Origin of the sequence: Psychrobacter sp. 1044 (assembly GCF_904846525.1) — a bacterium.
Classification (GTDB): Bacteria; Pseudomonadota; Gammaproteobacteria; order Pseudomonadales; family Moraxellaceae; genus Psychrobacter.
Window position 1 is genome coordinate 170,080 of sequence record NZ_CAJHAZ010000004.1, and the last position, 18,704, is coordinate 188,783.

At 43.4% G+C, this 18,704-nt stretch carries 12 protein-coding genes; 8 read left to right on the forward strand and 4 right to left on the reverse strand.

Annotated elements, in window-relative coordinates; genetic code table 11:
• The first annotated feature begins 171 nt into the window (after positions 1-171).
• The 5 genes from bamA to JMX82_RS04250 all read left to right on the forward strand — a co-directional run bounded on the left by bamA (position 172) and on the right by JMX82_RS04250 (position 6,985).
• Entirely contained in the window at positions 172-2,595 is a 2,424-nt protein-coding gene (gene bamA / locus JMX82_RS04230; protein ID WP_193216919.1) for an outer membrane protein assembly factor BamA, read from the forward strand.
• A 146-nt stretch (positions 2,596-2,741) separates the two neighbouring features.
• The gene (gene lpxD / locus JMX82_RS04235; RefSeq protein ID WP_201539598.1) at positions 2,742-3,758 is read left to right on the forward strand and encodes a UDP-3-O-(3-hydroxymyristoyl)glucosamine N-acyltransferase; all 1,017 of its coding nucleotides are present in this window, start codon (positions 2,742-2,744) and stop codon (positions 3,756-3,758) included.
• A 72-nt stretch (positions 3,759-3,830) separates the two neighbouring features.
• The gene (gene fabZ / locus JMX82_RS04240; RefSeq protein ID WP_201539599.1) at positions 3,831-4,340 is read left to right on the forward strand and encodes a 3-hydroxyacyl-ACP dehydratase FabZ; all 510 of its coding nucleotides are present in this window, start codon (positions 3,831-3,833) and stop codon (positions 4,338-4,340) included.
• 202 nt (positions 4,341-4,542) lie between these two features.
• On the forward strand, positions 4,543-5,322 hold the full coding sequence (gene lpxA, locus JMX82_RS04245; RefSeq protein WP_060490688.1) for an acyl-ACP--UDP-N-acetylglucosamine O-acyltransferase: 780 nt from the start codon (positions 4,543-4,545) through the stop codon (positions 5,320-5,322).
• 310 nt (positions 5,323-5,632) lie between these two features.
• Entirely contained in the window at positions 5,633-6,985 is a 1,353-nt protein-coding gene (locus JMX82_RS04250) for a sodium-dependent transporter (RefSeq protein ID WP_087814621.1), read from the forward strand.
• 96 nt (positions 6,986-7,081) lie between these two features.
• Here JMX82_RS04250 and tgt read toward each other — a convergent pair whose 3' ends face one another.
• Positions 7,082-8,233, reverse strand: coding sequence for a tRNA guanosine(34) transglycosylase Tgt (tgt, locus tag JMX82_RS04255; protein ID WP_193009500.1), 1,152 nt, complete (start codon positions 8,231-8,233; stop codon positions 7,082-7,084).
• 236 nt (positions 8,234-8,469) lie between these two features.
• Between tgt and JMX82_RS04260 the strand changes: the two genes are divergently transcribed.
• Complete coding sequence (locus JMX82_RS04260) at positions 8,470-9,120, forward strand: SOUL family heme-binding protein (RefSeq protein ID WP_201539600.1); 651 nt, start codon at positions 8,470-8,472, stop codon at positions 9,118-9,120.
• Positions 9,121-9,283: 163 nt separating this feature from the next.
• Here the strand turns inward: JMX82_RS04260 and asd are convergent, their stop codons facing one another.
• Complete coding sequence (asd, locus tag JMX82_RS04265; RefSeq protein ID WP_201539601.1) at positions 9,284-10,417, reverse strand: aspartate-semialdehyde dehydrogenase; 1,134 nt, start codon at positions 10,415-10,417, stop codon at positions 9,284-9,286.
• 383 nt (positions 10,418-10,800) lie between these two features.
• Between asd and JMX82_RS04270 the strand changes: the two genes are divergently transcribed.
• Positions 10,801-11,925, forward strand: coding sequence for an endonuclease/exonuclease/phosphatase family protein (locus JMX82_RS04270; protein WP_201539602.1), 1,125 nt, complete (start codon positions 10,801-10,803; stop codon positions 11,923-11,925).
• Between the two features lie 495 nt (positions 11,926-12,420).
• Here JMX82_RS04270 and JMX82_RS04275 read toward each other — a convergent pair whose 3' ends face one another.
• Complete coding sequence (locus tag JMX82_RS04275; RefSeq protein ID WP_201539603.1) at positions 12,421-13,824, reverse strand: peptidylprolyl isomerase; 1,404 nt, start codon at positions 13,822-13,824, stop codon at positions 12,421-12,423.
• A 150-nt stretch (positions 13,825-13,974) separates the two neighbouring features.
• Entirely contained in the window at positions 13,975-17,109 is a 3,135-nt protein-coding gene (locus tag JMX82_RS04280) for an LPS-assembly protein LptD (RefSeq protein WP_201539604.1), read from the reverse strand.
• 417 nt (positions 17,110-17,526) lie between these two features.
• On the opposite strand from JMX82_RS04280, the gene JMX82_RS04285 reads away from it, so the two are divergent.
• Positions 17,527-18,609: an aminoglycoside phosphotransferase family protein gene (locus JMX82_RS04285; protein ID WP_227676307.1), complete on the forward strand. Its 1,083-nt coding sequence runs from the start codon at positions 17,527-17,529 to the stop codon at positions 18,607-18,609.
• Positions 18,610-18,704: the final 95 nt, after the last annotated feature.

Here is an 18,704-nt window from a genome sequence, read left to right on the forward strand (position 1 = left end):
TTTGTATCATGGCCTCTGTACTAATCGTAATTTTTAGTTTATTTTGTGATGCATTTTATATAAAGTGTTCTGAGTCTGCTGCGTATGCGCTTAAATTTCATGCGAAATGCGCTAGACAATATGGGCTTTTTAACTTAACTTAAGCAAGTTTTTTATTGACGGATAGTGTTTATGCGTACGCCTTTATTTATGAGCGCGGCAGGGTTGCCGTTAGTTGTAGCGATGATGAGTATGCCAGTACAGGCTGCAGAATTTGTAGTCACTGACATCGGTTTCAATGGTTTGCAACGTTTAACCCCCGATAGCCTCTATCCGGTTCTACCTATTTCGGTAGGGGATACGGTAAATGACAGTAGTTTAGCGGCCAGTATTAAGGCGCTTTATGCGACCGAAAATTTTGCTGATATTCAAAGCCGTATCGAAGGTGGACAGCTAAGGTTTGATGTCGTTGAGCGCCCAACGATTGCTGAAGTCAATTTTGAGGGCAATAAGCTCATTCCAAAAGAAGGGTTAGAGCAAGGACTAGACAATGCTGGTCTGTCTGCCGGCAATGTGCTGAAACAAGCTACGCTACAAGGCGTCGCCAACGAGCTACAGCAGCAATATATCAGCCAAGGCTATTACAACAGCAATATCGAGGTTGATCAAACGTTACTTGATGGCAATCGCGTCAAGCTCGATGTGCGTTTTGTCGAAGGCAAACCTGCCAAAGTGGTCGATATTAATATCATTGGCAATAAACACTTTAGTGATGAAGAAATCAAAGACGTTTTTGCGGTAAAAGAGTCCTCGTGGACACGTCTGTTGTCAAAGTCTGATCGTTATGCCAAAGAAAAGCTGGCTGCCAGTTTAGAGAATCTAAAAGCGCTTTACCAAAACGATGGTTATGTACGTTTTGCAGTAGATAATGCGGTGCTCAACATCAGTGAAGATAAGAGCAGTGTGTTTATCGAAGTGAGTCTAAGCGAAGGCGAACAATATCAGTTTGGCGAAGTGAATTTCTTAGGTAAGCCGACTTTTGAGAACAATGAACTAACAGAGTTGGTGACTTTTGCACCCAATGAAAAGTACTCGCAAGCCAAGCTCGATGAAACCACCGCGGCACTTAAGAGTCGTTACGGTAATGAAGGCTATTATTTGGCGCAGGTGAGACCAGTACCACGTATCAATGACGAGACTAAAGTAGTGGATATCGATTATTTCATCGACCCTGCACGTCCTATTTACGTTCGTCGTATTAATTTTACTGGTAACATCAAAACTCAAGACGAAGTCCTGCGCCGTGAAATGCGTCAATTAGAAGGCGCATTGGCGACTAGTGACAAAATCCAGTTGTCACGGACACGTCTGATGCGTACAGGCTTCTTTAAAGCTGTCAACGTTGATGTAAAACCAGTACCGAACCAACCAGACCAAGTAGATATCAATTATACGGTTGAAGAGCAGCCTTCTGGTAGTTCAACGATTGCCGCGGGTTACTCACAAAGCGGCGGTGTGACTTTCCAGTTAGATCTAACACAAAACAACTTTATGGGTACAGGTAACCGTGTGAAAGCGGCACTATCGCGTTCAGAAACCCGTGATTCTTATAGTTTGGGCTATACCGATCCGTACTTTACCGAAAACGGCGTCTCACAAGGTCTTAGTGCCTATTATCGTGAAACGAAATACGATGATAGAAACGTCAGTAACTATGTCACCGATTCTTATGGTGCGACGCTGAACTACAGTTATCCTGTTGATGAAACCAAACGCGTTAGTGCGGGCTTGAACGTTGATAATACGTCAGTACGTGGTGGTCGCTTCTTGGGTGTATCAAACGTTCAGCAAATTATTGATGATGGCGGTACGTTTGAGAATTTCGTCAATGATGAAAATGAGGCTTCTGGACGCACAGGCTTCAAAAATGACTACAATACTTATAACCTACTGTTTGGCTGGGACTATAGCACCTTAGATCGTCCAGTGTTCCCGACCAAAGGTATGAGCCATACGGTCGATGCCACCATTGGCTTGGGTGATACCAACTATCAAAAACTTGTTTATAGCGGCAACATCTATTATCCCTTCTACAAAGACTGGGTAGCACGCGGTTATACTAAGCTTGGCTATGGTAATGATTTGCCATTTTATGAAAACTTTTATGCTGGTGGCTATGGCTCTGTACGTGGTTATGAGGCCTCAACCCTTGGGCCAAAATCACAAACGTATTATGATGCCATAAATGATGATGTGCGTTACAAAGATGAAGATATCGGTGGTAATGCGCTAGTCAGCTTCGGTAGTGAGCTAATTTTGCCAATGCCGTTTAAGGGCGATTGGGCAGATCAGGTGCGTCCAGTATTGTTTGCTGAAGGTGGTCAAGTATTTGATACGACTGATAAGGAAGATCGCACTTTTATCAATCCTAATGACGGTACTGATACGGGCGTACCACTGTTGACGCAAGACAATAGTATGCGCTTTAGTGCGGGTGCAGGTATAACCTGGTATACGCCAATTGGTCCAATTTCATTAAGTTATGCTGTACCTATTGGTGATAAAGAAGGCGATGAAACTGAAAAAGTTCAGTTCCAGATTGGTAATACGTTCTAACGTAGCATGATTGTTTGCGTTCATGTCGTTAACCATAGCAGTTACTTGAATGAATGCAGCATCTGTTAGATATTAGTAGATCGCCAAGGTGATTGTTCAGCTTGGCGATTGTCTTATTCATAATAATATTTATATTAATAGTCACTATGATAACGATTGAGCAACTTATCACTCGGATTGAGCAGCGTCAGCCCATCACCAATAAGGCTGAAATCAGCGCTGAACAGTTACGTCAAAAATTCAGCAGTATTGGTAGTTTGACCACGGCGGGTCATAATCAGTTAAGCTTTCTGGCCGATCCTCATTATATTTCTAGTCTGGCTATTAGCGAGGCAGGGGCTGTATTGGTTACTGCAGAATATCGCGACCAAGTGCCCGCCACAGCGATAGCGTTAGTCGTCGCAAGCCCATACTTAGCTTATGCTGGTGCTAGCCAGTTGTTTGCTCGTGAGTCACTGTCTGGTGGTATTCATCCTAGCGCTGTGATTGCTGATAGTGCTGTCATTGGTGAGCAGGTGAATATTGGGCCTTTTTGTGTGATAGCCGATTATGTGCAAATTGGTGCACGTAGCTCACTTGCGGCGCATGTGGTGATCGAAGAAAATACGACTATTGGTACTGATGGTGTTATCAAATCACAAGTGGTGATTGGGCATGATTGTGTCATTGGTGATCATGTGAGGTTACACGCGGGTGTCAGTGTGGGCGCAGAAGGTTTTGGTTTTGCACCAACCAAAGATCCTAGTACCACTGGCTGGGAGCGTATCGCTCAGTTAGGACGGGTCGTAATTGGCAACCATGTACGAATTGGTAGTCAAACTTGCATTGACCGAGGTGCCATTGATGATACGATCATTGGCAATCACGTTATTATTGATAATTTGGTACAAGTTGCTCATAACGTGCGTATCGGCGATGGCACGGCCATCGCGGCTCAAACAGGTATTGCGGGCAGCACTAGTATCGGCAAGCGCTGTATTATTGGCGGTGCGGTCGGTATCACAGGTCATATCGAGATTACAGATGATGTCACTTTATCTGGAATGACCATGGTAACCAAATCTATCAAAACCGCTGGTTCATACTCCTCTGGAACGGCTGCTATGCCGACCGCTAACTGGCGACGGGCAGCTGTACGCTTCCGTCAGCTTGGGCGTGATTAGCGCAAATATCAATGCATATATACAAACACAGTAAAATCATAGCGATTTGAAACATAGCAAGGAAGCACCATTATGAGCAGCACCGATATCGATATTTTGAATGATAAAGAAATGAAAAGCTTAGCTGAGCAAGGTCTTACGCTGCCATTAACTTATCATACGTTAAAGCATTATTTGCCACACCGTTATCCTTTTCTTTTAGTAGATAAGGTTATTGATTGTACGCCTGGTGAGTGCATTACGGGTATTAAGAATGTGACTATCAATGAAGAGTTTTTCAATGGTCATTTTCCTGATGAGCCGATTATGCCAGGGGTACTTATGGTTGAGTGCATGGCTCAGGTCTCAGGCGTGCTCGGATTTATCAGTGCTGGTCTAACCGCAGAAGATGGTTATTTATATCTATTTGCAGGTGTTGATAAAGTCCGTTTTAAGCGTCGAGTGATTCCTGGTGATCAGCTGACTATTCGTGCTAAAACAGTGATGCAGAAGCGCGGTATTTATAAATTTGACTGTACTGTACATGTTGACGATGAGTTAGCTGCCAGTGCGCAAATAATGATTGCTCGCCAAGAACAATAACGTTTACTAATAGCCATTGTGCCTCGTAGCTGACCTAATTCTTTAAACAAAGCGTCTAAAGAATTAGGTCAAAGCGGGTCATAAGCATTATAATTGACACTCGCATTTAACAGCAGAGCCATGCTTAGGTTTTCTCATAAAACTAAATTGGCTGTATTTGTTTTACCATTTACTCGCATCAGATCATACAAAGGCCCACATTATGAGTCAGATCCATCCAACAGCACTCATCTCACCGTCCGCCCAAATTGATGAGACTGCTATCATTGGTCCGTATTGTATCGTCGGTGATGAGGTCACTATTGGCGCTCACACGGTTCTGCATCGCCATGTAGTTGTTACCAAATTGACTCGTATTGGTCAACACAATGAGTTTTATCAATTTGCGAGCATTGGCGAAGATCCTCAGGATTTGAAGTATGCTGGTGAGCGTACTTGGCTTGAGATTGGCGATCATAATACCATTCGAGAAGCCTGTAGTTTACACCGCGGCACCGCACAAGATAGTGAGCTCACTAAAATAGGCAGCCATAATCTACTGATGGTGAACACTCATGTGGCTCATGATTGTGTGATTGGTGATCATAATGTATTGGCCAACAATGTTGGCGTTGCAGGGCATGTGACTATTGGTAATCACACGATCATTGGCGGTAATTCAGGTATTCATCAGTTTTGTACGGTTGATGACTATAGCTTGATTGGAGGCGCAAGTCTGATCCTAAAAGATGTAGCCGCCTTTACCATGGTATCTGGCAATCCAGCAACGACTCATGGTCTCAATGTGGAAGGCATGCGTCGTAAAGGATGGTCAAAAGAGACAATTGAGGTATTGCGTCAAGCTTACCGTATGATTTTTAGATCTGGTCTGACGACCGTGCAAGCGCTTGAGGTTTTGAATAATGAGCTGCTACCAAAAGAGCCGAAAATCCAGTTGCTCATTGATTCACTACAAAAAAGCCGTCGTGGTGTCGTGCGTTAGAACGGCGATTGGGTTTTGCTGAAAATCATATATAGTATGCATTCATTAATCAGCCAAACTCTTGTCAGTTATAGATAAAATTACCAGAAGCCATAACCAATTGTTATGGCTTTTTATGTTTATGAGCGCTTGACTTTTTTGGTGGCTTAGCAGAAACTGAGCCTTTACGATATTGTAAACAATTCTTTCTTAATGTTGCTGGACGCCTCACATTGAGGTGTTTATTGAATAGCCTGATATTTTTCATGGCTATTTATGATAATCAAGGAAGATTATCAGTGATGTTAATTGAAGCACGAGGACGGAAAAAATGGCTATTAATAAACAAGAACATGCACAGTGGAGCTCAAGTTTTGGCTTCGTATTGGCAGCGGTTGGTTCAGCAGTTGGTTTGGGAAACATATGGAAGTTTCCTTATATGGTCGGTGAAAGCGGTGGTTCAGCTTTCGTTATCGCTTATTTATTCTGCATCGCGCTGGTAGGTTTTCCGATTCTAGTCGCTGAATGGCTGATTGGTCGCCGTGGGCAAAAGAACCCAGTCAACACTTTTGCGGATGTTGCAGCAAGTGAAGGTAAGTCGCGCAGTTGGGGCATCATTGGCGCGTCAGGTATTTTAGGTGGTTTCTTAATTCTATCGTTTTATAGTGTGATTGGTGGCTGGGCACTCAACTATATTACTAAAGCAGGTACAGGCAGTTTTATTGGTCAAGACAGTGATTCTATTGCTGCGACCTTTGATGCTATGTTGGCTTCAGCAGGTACATTGACGATTTGGCATACCGTGTTTATGGCTATTACTGCTTTGATTGTCGGTATTGGTGTGACCAAAGGTATCGAAACCACGGCTAAAGTCTTAATGCCACTATTAGGCGTGATTTTGTTCGTCATCGTTGGTTATAACGTTATAAACGGTGGTTTTGGCGAAGCAGTGGCTTATTTATTCACACCAGATCTTAGCAAGTTGACTGGCGATGTGATGCTTGCAGCATTGGGTCATGCGTTCTTCACCCTATCTATTGGTATGGGTATTATGATTGCTTATGGCTCATATTTGGGTCGTGAAGTGAACTTACTAAAAACTGCCCGTACTGTTGTGATTTTAGATACGGTTATCGCTTTGGCTGCTGGTCTAGCAATCTTCCCAATCATCTTCAGCAATGGTCTAGACCCTGCTTCAGGCCCTGGTCTTATCTTTGTCAGCCTACCGATTGCTTTTGGTAGCATGGGCGCAGGGACGATCATTGGTACATTGTTCTTCTTGCTTATTACTTTTGCTGCTATTACCTCATCAATCTCATTGCTTGAGCCAACCGTTGAGTTTTTAGAAGAACGTACACCGATGAGTCGTACGGTATCAACCATCGTTGCCAGTACGGTGATTTGGCTATTAGGTGTTGCGGCACTACTATCATTTAACCTATGGTCTGACTTTACTATCATGGGTAACGGTATCTTTGATGCATTGGATAAAATTACCAGTAAATTTCTTCTCCCGCTAACTGGTCTTGCTGCAATTATTTTCGTTGGTTGGCAAATGGATCAACGCAGTATTCAGCAAGAGCTTGGTCTGTCTAATGGTGCATGGCAATTATGGCAAATCGTTGCTAAGTTTGTAGCACCAATTGCCGTGCTCGTGGTATTTGTAACCTCGTTAATGGGCTAGTACTGATTAACTAGAAATAATAAAAGCAACACACTAAAAAGGGCTTAAGATAATTCTTAAGCCCTTTTTATAGATATGACAATTGCAAAAATATGATTAGCGTAGATTTAACTCAGGTACTGTTTGTCCACGTTTGTTATAAAATTCGCTGACAAACTCATCAAATTTGTCTTGTTCAATGGCATCACGGATACCTTGCATCAAACGCTGATAATAGCGCAAGTTATGGATAGTCGCTAATTGAGCGCCCAGCATCTCTTTACACTTATTAAGATGGTAGAGATAAGCACGGCTAAAATTTTGGCAAGTATAGCAGTCGCATTCAGGATCTAATGGACCTTCGTCATTGCGATACTGACTGTTACGGATACGTACCACACCAGCATTGTCTGCATCGCCTGTGACGAAGTAGTGACCATTACGCGCGTTACGCGTCGGCATCACACAGTCGAACATATCGACACCGCGACGTACGCCTTCAACTAAATCCTCAGGCTTACCAACGCCCATCAGATAGCGTGGCTTATCTGCTGGCATATCATCAGGGAGGTAGTCTAGGACATCTATCATTTCATCTTTTGGTTCACCAACTGACAGACCACCGATGGCATAACCATCAAAGCCGATATCGAGCAGGCCTTCAAGTGATTGCTGACGCAAATCAGGATACATACTGCCTTGAATAATGCCAAATAATGCGTTGGTGCTGCCCAGTCTGTTGTGCTCATCAACACAGCGCTGTCCCCAACGTAATGACAGCTCTAATGACTTTTTAGCTTCGTCATGAGTCGCAGGATAGGGCGTACACTCATCAAATTGCATGACGATGTCTGAGTTCAAGCTGTACTGAATCTGCATCGATTTTTCTGGCGACAGAAAAACTTTCGCACCATCGATAGGAGATTTAAAGTCGACCCCTTCTTCGGTGATTTTACGCATGGCACCCAGACTGAATACTTGGAAACCACCTGAATCAGTCAGGATAGGCTTATCCCAATGCATGAACTTATGCAAGCCGCCAAACTTATCAATCACTTCGGTACCTGGACGTAACCATAGATGAAAGGTATTGCCCAAAATAATATCCGCACCAATGGCTTCAATATCACGTGGCAGCATGCCCTTGACCGTACCATAAGTGCCAACAGGCATAAACGCTGGTGTTTGCACGTCGCCATGATTGAGATGAACCGTACCACGGCGCGCACGCGTGTCACCGCTGGCCGTTTTATGTAAGACAAATTGCATATGATAACCGCTATGTAAGCTATGAAAATGGTGATAATTATAGCATTGTTAGCAGTTTTTTTGGACATAGATGTTTATGAGGTATTGATATATCTGACAAATGGGTCTTTTGGTTAATAGTATTTTGTCATAACCAAAAGACACAGACAGTACTTATGAGTAATTGGTAAAGTAGAAATCATAATGGCGAGACAGTAACCATTGCTAAGCGATGTTTCAACTGCTGGAGACATACTATGAAAAAGGCAACCTACTTATTATTAAGTGGTTCATTATTAACCTCAGGAGCAGCTATGGCGACCGAAGAGCCGAATTATACAGTGTGGTCGCAAATGGATGACTTTGAGCTGCGTCGTTACGATAAGCAGCTAGTAGCGCAAACGTTGGTAAGTGGAGACCAAGACTCAGCGAGTCGCGAAGGGTTTAAAGTGTTAGCCGACTATATATTTGGCAATAATACAGCGCCAACTGGCGGTAGTAGTAAAATTAGCATGACTGCGCCCGTTACGATGCAGCCTAATAACAAAAAGAGTGATAGCGAATCACAGAAAATTGCGATGACAGCACCAGTAAGTATGCAGCAAGACGATGGTAAGTGGCGTGTACAATTTACTATGCCCAGTCAATATACGATGCAAACACTGCCAAAGCCTAATAATCCAAACATCACGATTACCGAGGTGCCAGCACAGACGTACGGTGTGATTAAGTTCTCAGGGTTGGCAGGCAGTAAAAAAGTAGCGACTAAAACAGAAGAGCTACAATCTTGGATGCAAACCCAAAATTTGACTATAACGGGCGAGCCTGAACTGGCACGTTATAATCCGCCTTGGACGCTGCCTTTTTTGCGCCGTAATGAAGTGATGATTGCTTACAAGCCAAAGTAATTCTAGCCTCAAAGTATAAGATGAGCGTTGTCACATTTTCTGAGCTTGTTATAAGTAGGACTTGCATTTGTTTGCCGTGCTATTCAAATTTTTGGAAGTGGTATGCCCATAAAAAAGACAGCATTTGCTGTCTTTTTTGTACTGACTTTTTAAGAAAATAAACTTAGTCTTTTTGCTCACGGATGATATTAAGCATACGACGTAGCGGCTCGGCTGCGCCCCATAACAGTTGATCACCAACGGTAAATGCGCCTAGATACTCAGGGCCCATATTGAGCTTACGCAAGCGACCTAGTGCAACTGTCAATGTGCCAGTCACTGCCACTGGGGTTAAACGATTCATGGTCGCTTCTTTGTCGTCTTCGACCAAGTCCAACCATTCATTGCCGCTGTTTTTAAGTGCTGCTTCGATTTCTTCTAGCGGAATGTCTTTTTTGAGCTTGATGGTAAGGCCTTGCGCATGACAGCGCATCGCACCAACGCGGACACACATGCCATCGATAGCAATCTTATCGGCTTCTGCGTTACCAAGGATTTTATTGGTTTCGACGCCGCCTTTCCATTCTTCCTTGGATTGCTTGTTTTCTAACTGAACATCGATATAGGGGATCAAGCTACCTGCTAATGGCACACCAAAGTATCGCTTAGGAAAGTCATCTGAGCGCTGAGTCTGAGCGATTTTTTTATCAATATCAAGGATGGCGCTGGCAGGGTCAGCCAACTCGTCTTTGACTGCATCGTGTAGCACGCCCATGCCAGTGATTAATTCGCGCATGTTGTTAGCACCAGAACCACTAGCAGCCTGATAAGTCATGGCGCTGACCCATTCTACCCAGCCTTTATTAAACAGCTCGCCAATCGCCATAAGCATTAGTGACACGGTACAGTTACCACCGATAAAGTCTTTTTTGCCATTGGCTAGGGCGCTGTCAATAACGGCGCGATTGACTGGATCGAGAATGATGATGCTGTCATCTTCCATTCGCAAGGTGCTTGCCGCATCAATCCAGTAGCCATTCCAGCCACTATCACGTAGCGGTTGATGGACTTGCGAGGTATAGTCGCCGCCTTGGCAGGTAATGATGACATTACAAGCTGCTAGCGCGTCAATATCATGAGCATCTTTTAATTGGCCGGTATGAATACCATCAAGGCTTGGGGCATTACCACCTGCGTTGCTGGTTGAGAAAAACACGGGTGTAATACCGTCAAAATCTTTTTCCTCAGTCATACGTTGTATTAATACTGAACCGACCATGCCGCGCCAGCCTACCAAGCCTACTGTTAAATTACTCATGAAACTCAATCCTTTTTACCATAAATTGTTGCATTGCAAGCCGATAACAATGCCGTGAATAGCCATAAAAAGCAAGGCGTTTCGGCCGTTTTTAGTGGTTTTTCATACACTATTAATGATGTTCAGTATAACTTTAAGTTATTAACCTAATGGCGATAGTGGCAATGCCTTACTCGCCACAAGTAGATAGCCCTAAAAATAAAATTTGTCCGTAGTACTCGTTATGGTGGGCGAATTAAAAGTGTAATGTTTTATAGCGGTTAACGAATAATCCATGCTCATTAGTAGGCGACAACCTTCTGAAATGCTAAAGTAAACAGCTAACGTCAGTTCAGTTAAAATCATGGCGATATTCATCATTTAATAGACGGCTAATACATACTATGGATATCTCACTATTATATTACAGCATACAGTGGCTAGCAGGGTTCATCGCATTTGTGACGATTTGGGGCTGGATACCACTGGATAATTGGTGGGTGCGCGGTGTTGAATTTCCGCGTATTCAGATCATGGTGTTGGGTGTCATCGCTTGGATTGGTATGCTGATTTTTTGGTCAGAGTGGCAGCTGGGACAGTGGCTGTTATTTACCGTCTTAAGCATTACATTAGCCTTTCAGCTTAGGATGGTATTGCCTTATACCAAGCTATGGAAAAAAGAAGTTCAAAAGGCAAAAGACAAGCCAGAAGGGCAGGCGCATCAACTAAAAATAATGGTATCAAACGTACTAACGCCCAATAATGACACCCAAAAACTGGTGGATTTGGTGAAGCAAAGACAGCCTGATATTTTAATTACGCTAGAGAGTGATGAAAAATGGGAAAAAGCGCTGCATCAAATCGAAGCTGATTATCCTTACACCGTAAAAGTGCCACTAGACAATCTGTATGGGATGCATCTTTATTCTAAGCTTGAGTTGATTGATCCTGAAGTTAAGTACTTGATGATTGATGACATACCTTCTATTCATGCCCAACTGCGCCTGCAAAGTGGTCGCGTGATTTGGTTGTATTGCTTGCATCCTATGCCGCCAAGCCCGACGGAAGCGGATAAATCTACTACCCGCGATGCTGAGCTATTGATGGTTGGCAAACACATCAAAGAAAACAAGCAAACGGCGATATTGGCAGGCGATCTCAATGATGTAGCATGGTCAAAGACGACTCGACGCTTTCAACGTATCTCAGGATTGTTGGATCCGCGTATTGGTCGACATTTTATCAATACTTTTCATGTCAGTTATCCATTTTTACGTTGGGCGCTGGATCACATCTTCCATAGTGCTTGTTTTACGGTGGTAGATATTCGGCGTATGCCGTCGATAGGCTCGGATCACTTTCCTGTTATGACGACTTTACAATACGAACCAGAAGAGGAGAGCAATCAAGCGCAAAATGCCCCTACTGCAGAAGCGGAAGATATCAAAGAGACCGATCACAAAATCATAGAAGGTAAAAAAGAAGGTGAAAAAGTCTCAAAGGAACATGCAGAAGAGCAGAGAAGTTAGGGTTAATAGCCTGCCAACACTATAGCCATCGTATGATGCAATGTTAAAAGAGGCTGTAAGCATATGCTTACGTTAAATAAGGTCTTTAGCCTCTAGTCGCATTAAACTGATTACCCTACAATACCTGCATCAACACAAGGATACGCATGGATGCAGTGTTGAGACAGTATCAATAAAAGCACAGGTCAGCCCGCTGTCTTATAGGATACTGTTTATGACTTAGGATGAGTCAGCATGGAAGAAATAATAACAACAATATGAAGCGCCATAGCCCCGAACCAATCGCCCTAGGTTCGGGGCTTTTCTTTGTGTGTGTAATGCTTATAATAATTTTATTCGATATTCTTGTGTTTGGACATGCTGTAATATATTTGAGATTACCTTCTGATTATTTTTAGCGCATAAATAAACGTTAATAAAAAAAGGGTACATGCATTAGCATATACCCTTTTTGACAAAGCATTATTAGATTTGACTTATCGATGCCTATATCAGTTAGCCAAGTACTTGGATGTAAGCACCTGCGCGTAGCTCTTGTAGCCAGTCTTCTTTGGCTTGCGGTGCTAAGCGCTGATAAAGCGCTTGACGTGCCATATTGCGACGATATTGATCGCTAACATCTTGTTGGCGTTTGCCTTCTATTTTCAATATATGCCAGCCAAACTGGGTTTTGAAAGGAGCAGAGTAGTCACCAACCGCCGTGTTTTTCATCATGGCTTCGAATGGACCAATCATGTCTTCTTCGCTCACCCAATCAAGATCGCCACCGCGGCCAGCGGAACCGGGATCATCTGAATAGGTCGATGCTAAACCAGCAAAATCAGCGCCGCTGCGTAGCTGTTCATACAAATCATTAATCTTTTGCTCAGCAAGCGCGTCTGTCTGTAGCTCATCAACTTTCACCAATATATGGCGAGTACGCCACTGCGGTATCAGCATGGTATCGCTGGCTTTTTTGTCAGCAAGTTTGATTATATCGATACCTTCAGGCGTTATTAATGGTGCGCTGACCGCGCCAACCTCAAGTTTGGTAATCTCACTTGATAGCTCTGTAGGTAGAGACGCGGCTTTATGAAAGCCCATATCGCCACCTTGTAGCGGAATAGGATAGTTGCCTTGGCTAGCAGCGACCGCTTCAGCGACATCAACGTTTGGTGCAAGCAGGCGAGTACGCAGAGCTTCTGCTACCTTTAGCGCCTCATTGCGTTGGGCTTCTGATAGTCGGCTGTAGTCATCCATGTAAGGTACTCGTACATGAATCGTTTGATACTCACTCTGGTTTAAGCGCTTGGCTTCAGGCGAGGCCAAAAATGCATCAATATCCTGTTCGCTGATGCGCACGCGGTTACCGATTTGGCGCTGTTGCAAGGCTTGAATGGCTGCATCTTCGATTAATTGCGCACGTAGCGCCGCATAGCTACCAGGTTTTGCTGCGTCCAAACGCTGTTGCAAAGCTGAGATGCTCGTCAGCCCTTCTGCTTGAGCAATTTGACCGAGGCGTTGATTGATAGCCGCTTCATCAGGGTTTAAACCGACGCGCTTGACCATAGACAGTTGTAACTCACGCAATATGAGCGCATTTAACACCTCAGACTGTAGCTGTGCTGAGTTTGCTATTGGTTCACCAGCCGCTTGTGCACGTGCTTGTGCTTGGGTGATAGCATCGATCAAATCGCTCTTTAAGATAGCATTTTCATTGACTAAAGCAATAATACCGTCGGTGCTATTGGCTGGCGTCAAACGATTGACGTTATTCTGCGCGGTCACAGCATTTGCTTGAGGTGCTTGTGCTTTTGCAGGTTTAACGGTGGCAGCTTGGGCGCTCAATGTAAGCGCAAGGCTAGCACTCATAGATAGCAATACAGCACGGCTGGTTTGACGTAAAGAAAAAAATCTCATGATGCTCCTCATCAATGTCATCGCATCGGATGGTAGTTGGTCAACGCTATTTAATACTTTTAACAGTCAGATATTAGACAGGGTTGACCATAATAGGGTTACAAACTGGGTTATGAAATATATAGTAAAAATATTTATACAAGCACGGTCTTAATCTTTCCAAGCAGTCTGGACAGGTTCAAAGCCCAAGATTTTATCAGAGAGTAAGCGAGTCAGGCGGCTGCTACCACTACCCAAACCATTCAATCTAATCTCTGCCATAATGGCTTGCGTTGGTTTGTCTTTGACATTTAAGTCATTATAGTAACGACGACCATAAACTGCAAAACCAAAGCAGCAATCTTCGTAATCAACGCCGACCAACGAATCAAGAACTTTATCACGATTGTAATCGTATTGACCTTGAGCCAAGATTCGCCAGCTGTTATTGATTGGAAAGACAGCCGATGCGGTAAAAGCAGAGAGCGGCAGCTGATCGGTGTTTTCATCACGTTGGCGTTTGACATAGCCCACATTGAACAAGCTGTTGTCAGACGGCTGATAACGTAATTCAGTCGTAATATAATTTAAATCGTAGTCGTTGGTCAGTGCTCCGCTGACATCAACCCAAAAATTGTTATAAGGTTGAGTGCTGGTATCCCATACCATGCCTGATGATGATGAAGTAAATACCGGTTGCTGATCATCAAGCGTAACACGTCCATTATCGATATAAAACTGCTCTGCAATGCTACCATCAAAACGTGTCACACCCGTTGCGTCGATGTAACGATAATTGATACCAGGAGTAAGCGAATGCAAATCTTGCAAGCGATCATGCCCTAAGAACCAACTGTCAGAGAACAGCTGTTCATAGTTAATAGAGGCAATACGCGTATTAAAGTTCGGAATATCGTTTTGGTCTTCATATGGCGAGTAGGTGTATTTCAATCGCGGGCTTAGCAAGCGATAGCCACCCATGGTATCGTCGAATGCGCCAAAAGGTGAGCCTGCTTGATAGAAATTTAGACCTGCATCAATACTGGCTTGCGGTACAAATACCGACTGGCTACCGTCTTTATCACTCAACTGGTTGTCGGCTAAGCTATCCTCATCATAAGAGGTATAGAGATGTTGTAAGCTCAGTTTGGGCTTGATATAACCCCAAGATTTTTCCATTGGATAAACGGCGCTGAGTTTATTATAAATTCGCCCGCCACTTTTTTCATTCTCAGAGCCATCGTCGATGGATTTTTTGAAATAAGCAGAATCGTGTACACCAGTGATATCGAAGCTCTTCGCCCAAGGCAGTCGATAATCGAGTTTGAGCTGCGGCAATCTTGAGTAAGGCTTATCTTTGTCTTCTAAAGGTTTACCATTACTAGTAAAAGCGTCTAGAGTTTGAAAGGTTTCTACCTTCAATTCACCATCAACATAGTCATTATAATAATTGACACGCGCACGGCGTGGTAAGTTTATGGTGCTGTCTGATAGACCCAGCGTGTCAAAATCATTGAGGTAGTCGGAATCTGACACATAGCTGTATTTTGCATCACCGCTTAAGCGTGGAATGCTCTTAGATGACCAATAATGATCATAAAAAAAGCTAGAGCGGTCTTCGTCATTGTACTCTTTGTCATTAGGCAAATATGAACCATTAAAAATACCTTCGCCATAACTTTCGGTCAGATAGCGAAACTCGCCTGACACCATAGGATTGCGATCGGTATAAATATGGGTATTGAGCGTGGCATCATAATTGGGTGCCAAATTGAAATAGTAGGGTATATCAACCTCAAGACCGCTTTCACTACTGATACTGGCATTCGGCAATAAAAAACCACTGGTGCGACGATTATCAATCGGAAAGTTGAAGTAAGGCAAATAAAACACAGGCACGTCAGCGATACGGAAAGTAGTGTTATAGGCTTCGCCGCGACCTGTATCAGTATCTAAATCAATGCTTTTGGCATCAAACTGCCATTTACGATTGGTTGGTGGACAGGTACTAAACATGACATCATCTAGTTCATATTGACTGTCATTCGGTCTGTTCAAGCGCTTGGCATAACCATGAGCTTGCAGTTCTACACTAGCAAAAGCCACATCATTGGCTGTCGACTGCCCAGTTTCAGTATTATAATTTAAACTATCGGCGACCCCAATAAGCCCACCTTTTGATGCTTTTTCAGTGAAATTGGCTTGGGGGTTATTCGATGAGCGGTTTGGCGCATTGCTATCTAGTGCGTTGCTGCGTGATACTTGCTGACCTGTCGCTTGGTCAGTAAACATGACTTTACCTTGAGCTGCGGCAATGCCATTGCTCAAATCTAACAAGACTTTTTCTGCTTCTATTTGCTGGGTACCCTGATTGATGATGACATTGCCCGACAGCTCTGCATAGTCGACATTGTCGTAATAAACATAATCTGATTCTGAAAACAGCGGCGCTTGATTATTCGGGAGACCATCTAAGTTTGGCGCAGGCTGTCCATTGGTTGCTCCGGCCTCATTGACCGCGCGTTGATAATTAGGGTTGCTCTTTGGATAAACCCATTGACCTTCGCAGCGTTGGGCGCTATCTACAGCATTCGGTAATAACTGTAAGTTTTTACCCACTTTTGGAATGGTTTGCGGGGTAGGTGTTAGCTCGTTTTGAATGACATTTTGGTTCGCATTATCACTATTGTTTAACGTTGAGGCATCTGTATCGGGCGTCAGCTCATAAAATTCTGCTAAACGCAGCAGACTATCTTGAATACTTTCATCACTCACATCAACTTTACCAGTCTTCTGTGCGGCTTTAGGTGCAGTGGTTTCAGCAAGCTGGGCAGTGCTATTGTTCTGAGTGGTCGCAATCGTATCTGCTGCTGGTACAAAACCTTTATCATCACTCTCGTTGATGGCGGTAATTTCTAGAGGGCGGTTGTCTAAAGGACTTTCATTAGTAGCATTCTCATTAGAGATGCTGTCGTTAAAGGCGCTTTCATTAAAAGTATTGTCAAAACTACTATCTGAAATATTGTTATCAGTAGCAGCCTTTTGAGACGTATTACGCTGAAAGTCAGTTTTTTGATTATTGCTATTTTGATAGCGGATATCATTATAGTCGCTGTCTTTTTGGACGCTACTGCGATTGGCATCAGGTGTAACATCAGAGATATAGCGGGTGCTACTGTCAGTGATTAACGACTCAGTTTGCTGTGTGTCAGCATTGCTGGGCGCAGCACTAACGGTTAGGCTGGACAAGCCTAAGGCACCAAATAAGATCAAACGGATGCTTTGGTAAAGCGGAGAATATAACAAGGGCACACCTATGATTGCAGAGCCTATTGGATTGCGATACTGAATTTAGTAACCATATTATTAATCATGTATGGCGGTTAATAAACGACTAAAAAATCACTGATTGATAATGCTATCTTAAGAATTTGGCTGTTTTACATATAATGACGACTAATCATAGTCAAAAAAAACCAAATCAGCTACACTATTTACCAAAATTTATAATATAGCCGAGCTGTTTTTTGAATGGTTGCTGAGGTTATGCTCAGCGCTAGATGTCGAATGATATCCCAATACGCCTGCTATCGCAGTTTTTTTGGCTCAAGACGTTGCTATTTTAACAAGGTTTTGCCTGACTTATCACTACTTTAATTGTTTATGACTTATATTTAACCTGCGATGCCCATTATGACTGATAAAATACTTTTAGAGCCTAATATGATCGATACCAAACTCAATAGCCGTCTACAACAATTAGAGAGCTGGTTGCAGCAAGTATTTGCTGGTCAAACGTTCCAACTCGATAGTCTACCTGGTGACGCAAGTGCTCGCCAATACCATAGAATCCAGCTGTCAGACAGTAATGACACGACAGTCGCACATTATATTGTTATGGATTCAGCGGACGAACAAGACGCCATGCGCCAGTTTATCAATGTGACTAAGCTGATGGCACCGGCGATCAATGTGCCGACGCTCATTGCGCAAGACGTGACGAAAGGCTTTTTGGTGTTACAGGATTTTGGTGCGATAGAGTTCGCCCATCTGCTCGTTGATGCGACGCCTGCGCAGATAGATGAGCATTATCAGTTGGCAATGCAGACGTTGGTCGCGCTACAGACCGTGCCAGTTGAAACAGCAAAGTCGCAACATCAATTGCCAAATTATGATACCGAGTTATTAGATCGTGAGATGGATTTATTTAGCGATTGGTTTATACCTTATATCAGTGTCGAGTTTGATAAAGCATTATGGAATACTTTAAAAGAAGCCTTAATAAAAGAGATTTTGCAGCAACCACAAGTCATCGTCCATCGTGATTATCACAGTCGCAATTTGATGCAAGACCAAGCGGATCGCTCGCGCTTAGGCGTGATTGACTTTCAAGACGCCGTCATCGGCTCTTATACCTATGATTTGGTGTCATTGCTGCGAGATGCTTATGTAGAATGGTCAGAGAGCCAAGTCTCTGCATGGGTTAATGGTTTTTGGCAGTTGCAAAAGCAGGCGGGCTTGACTACGGCAGATAGCATAGAGCAGCTCGAAAACGATATGAATGTCATGGGCGTGCAGCGACATCTAAAAGTGTTGGGAATTTTTATTCGCTTGTCTGAGCGAGATGGCAAAGATCGCTATTTGGCGGATATTCCTAAGGTGATGCGTGATTTAATGTTTGAATTAGAATGGTTAGAGGCGCACGGTAGACCGCATATGCAACAAGCAGTAGCGCCGTTTAATGAGAGTCTCAGGGATAATATACTGCCAGCTTATCAAAATAAGTTCGTACAGCAGTATATTTAGGGTAAATCACTTGCAAATCACTTGCGAGCTTTATCTGATGCGAATGCTCATCTGATAAGTAATGCTCATTTGATAAGTGACGTTAAAAAATTAGC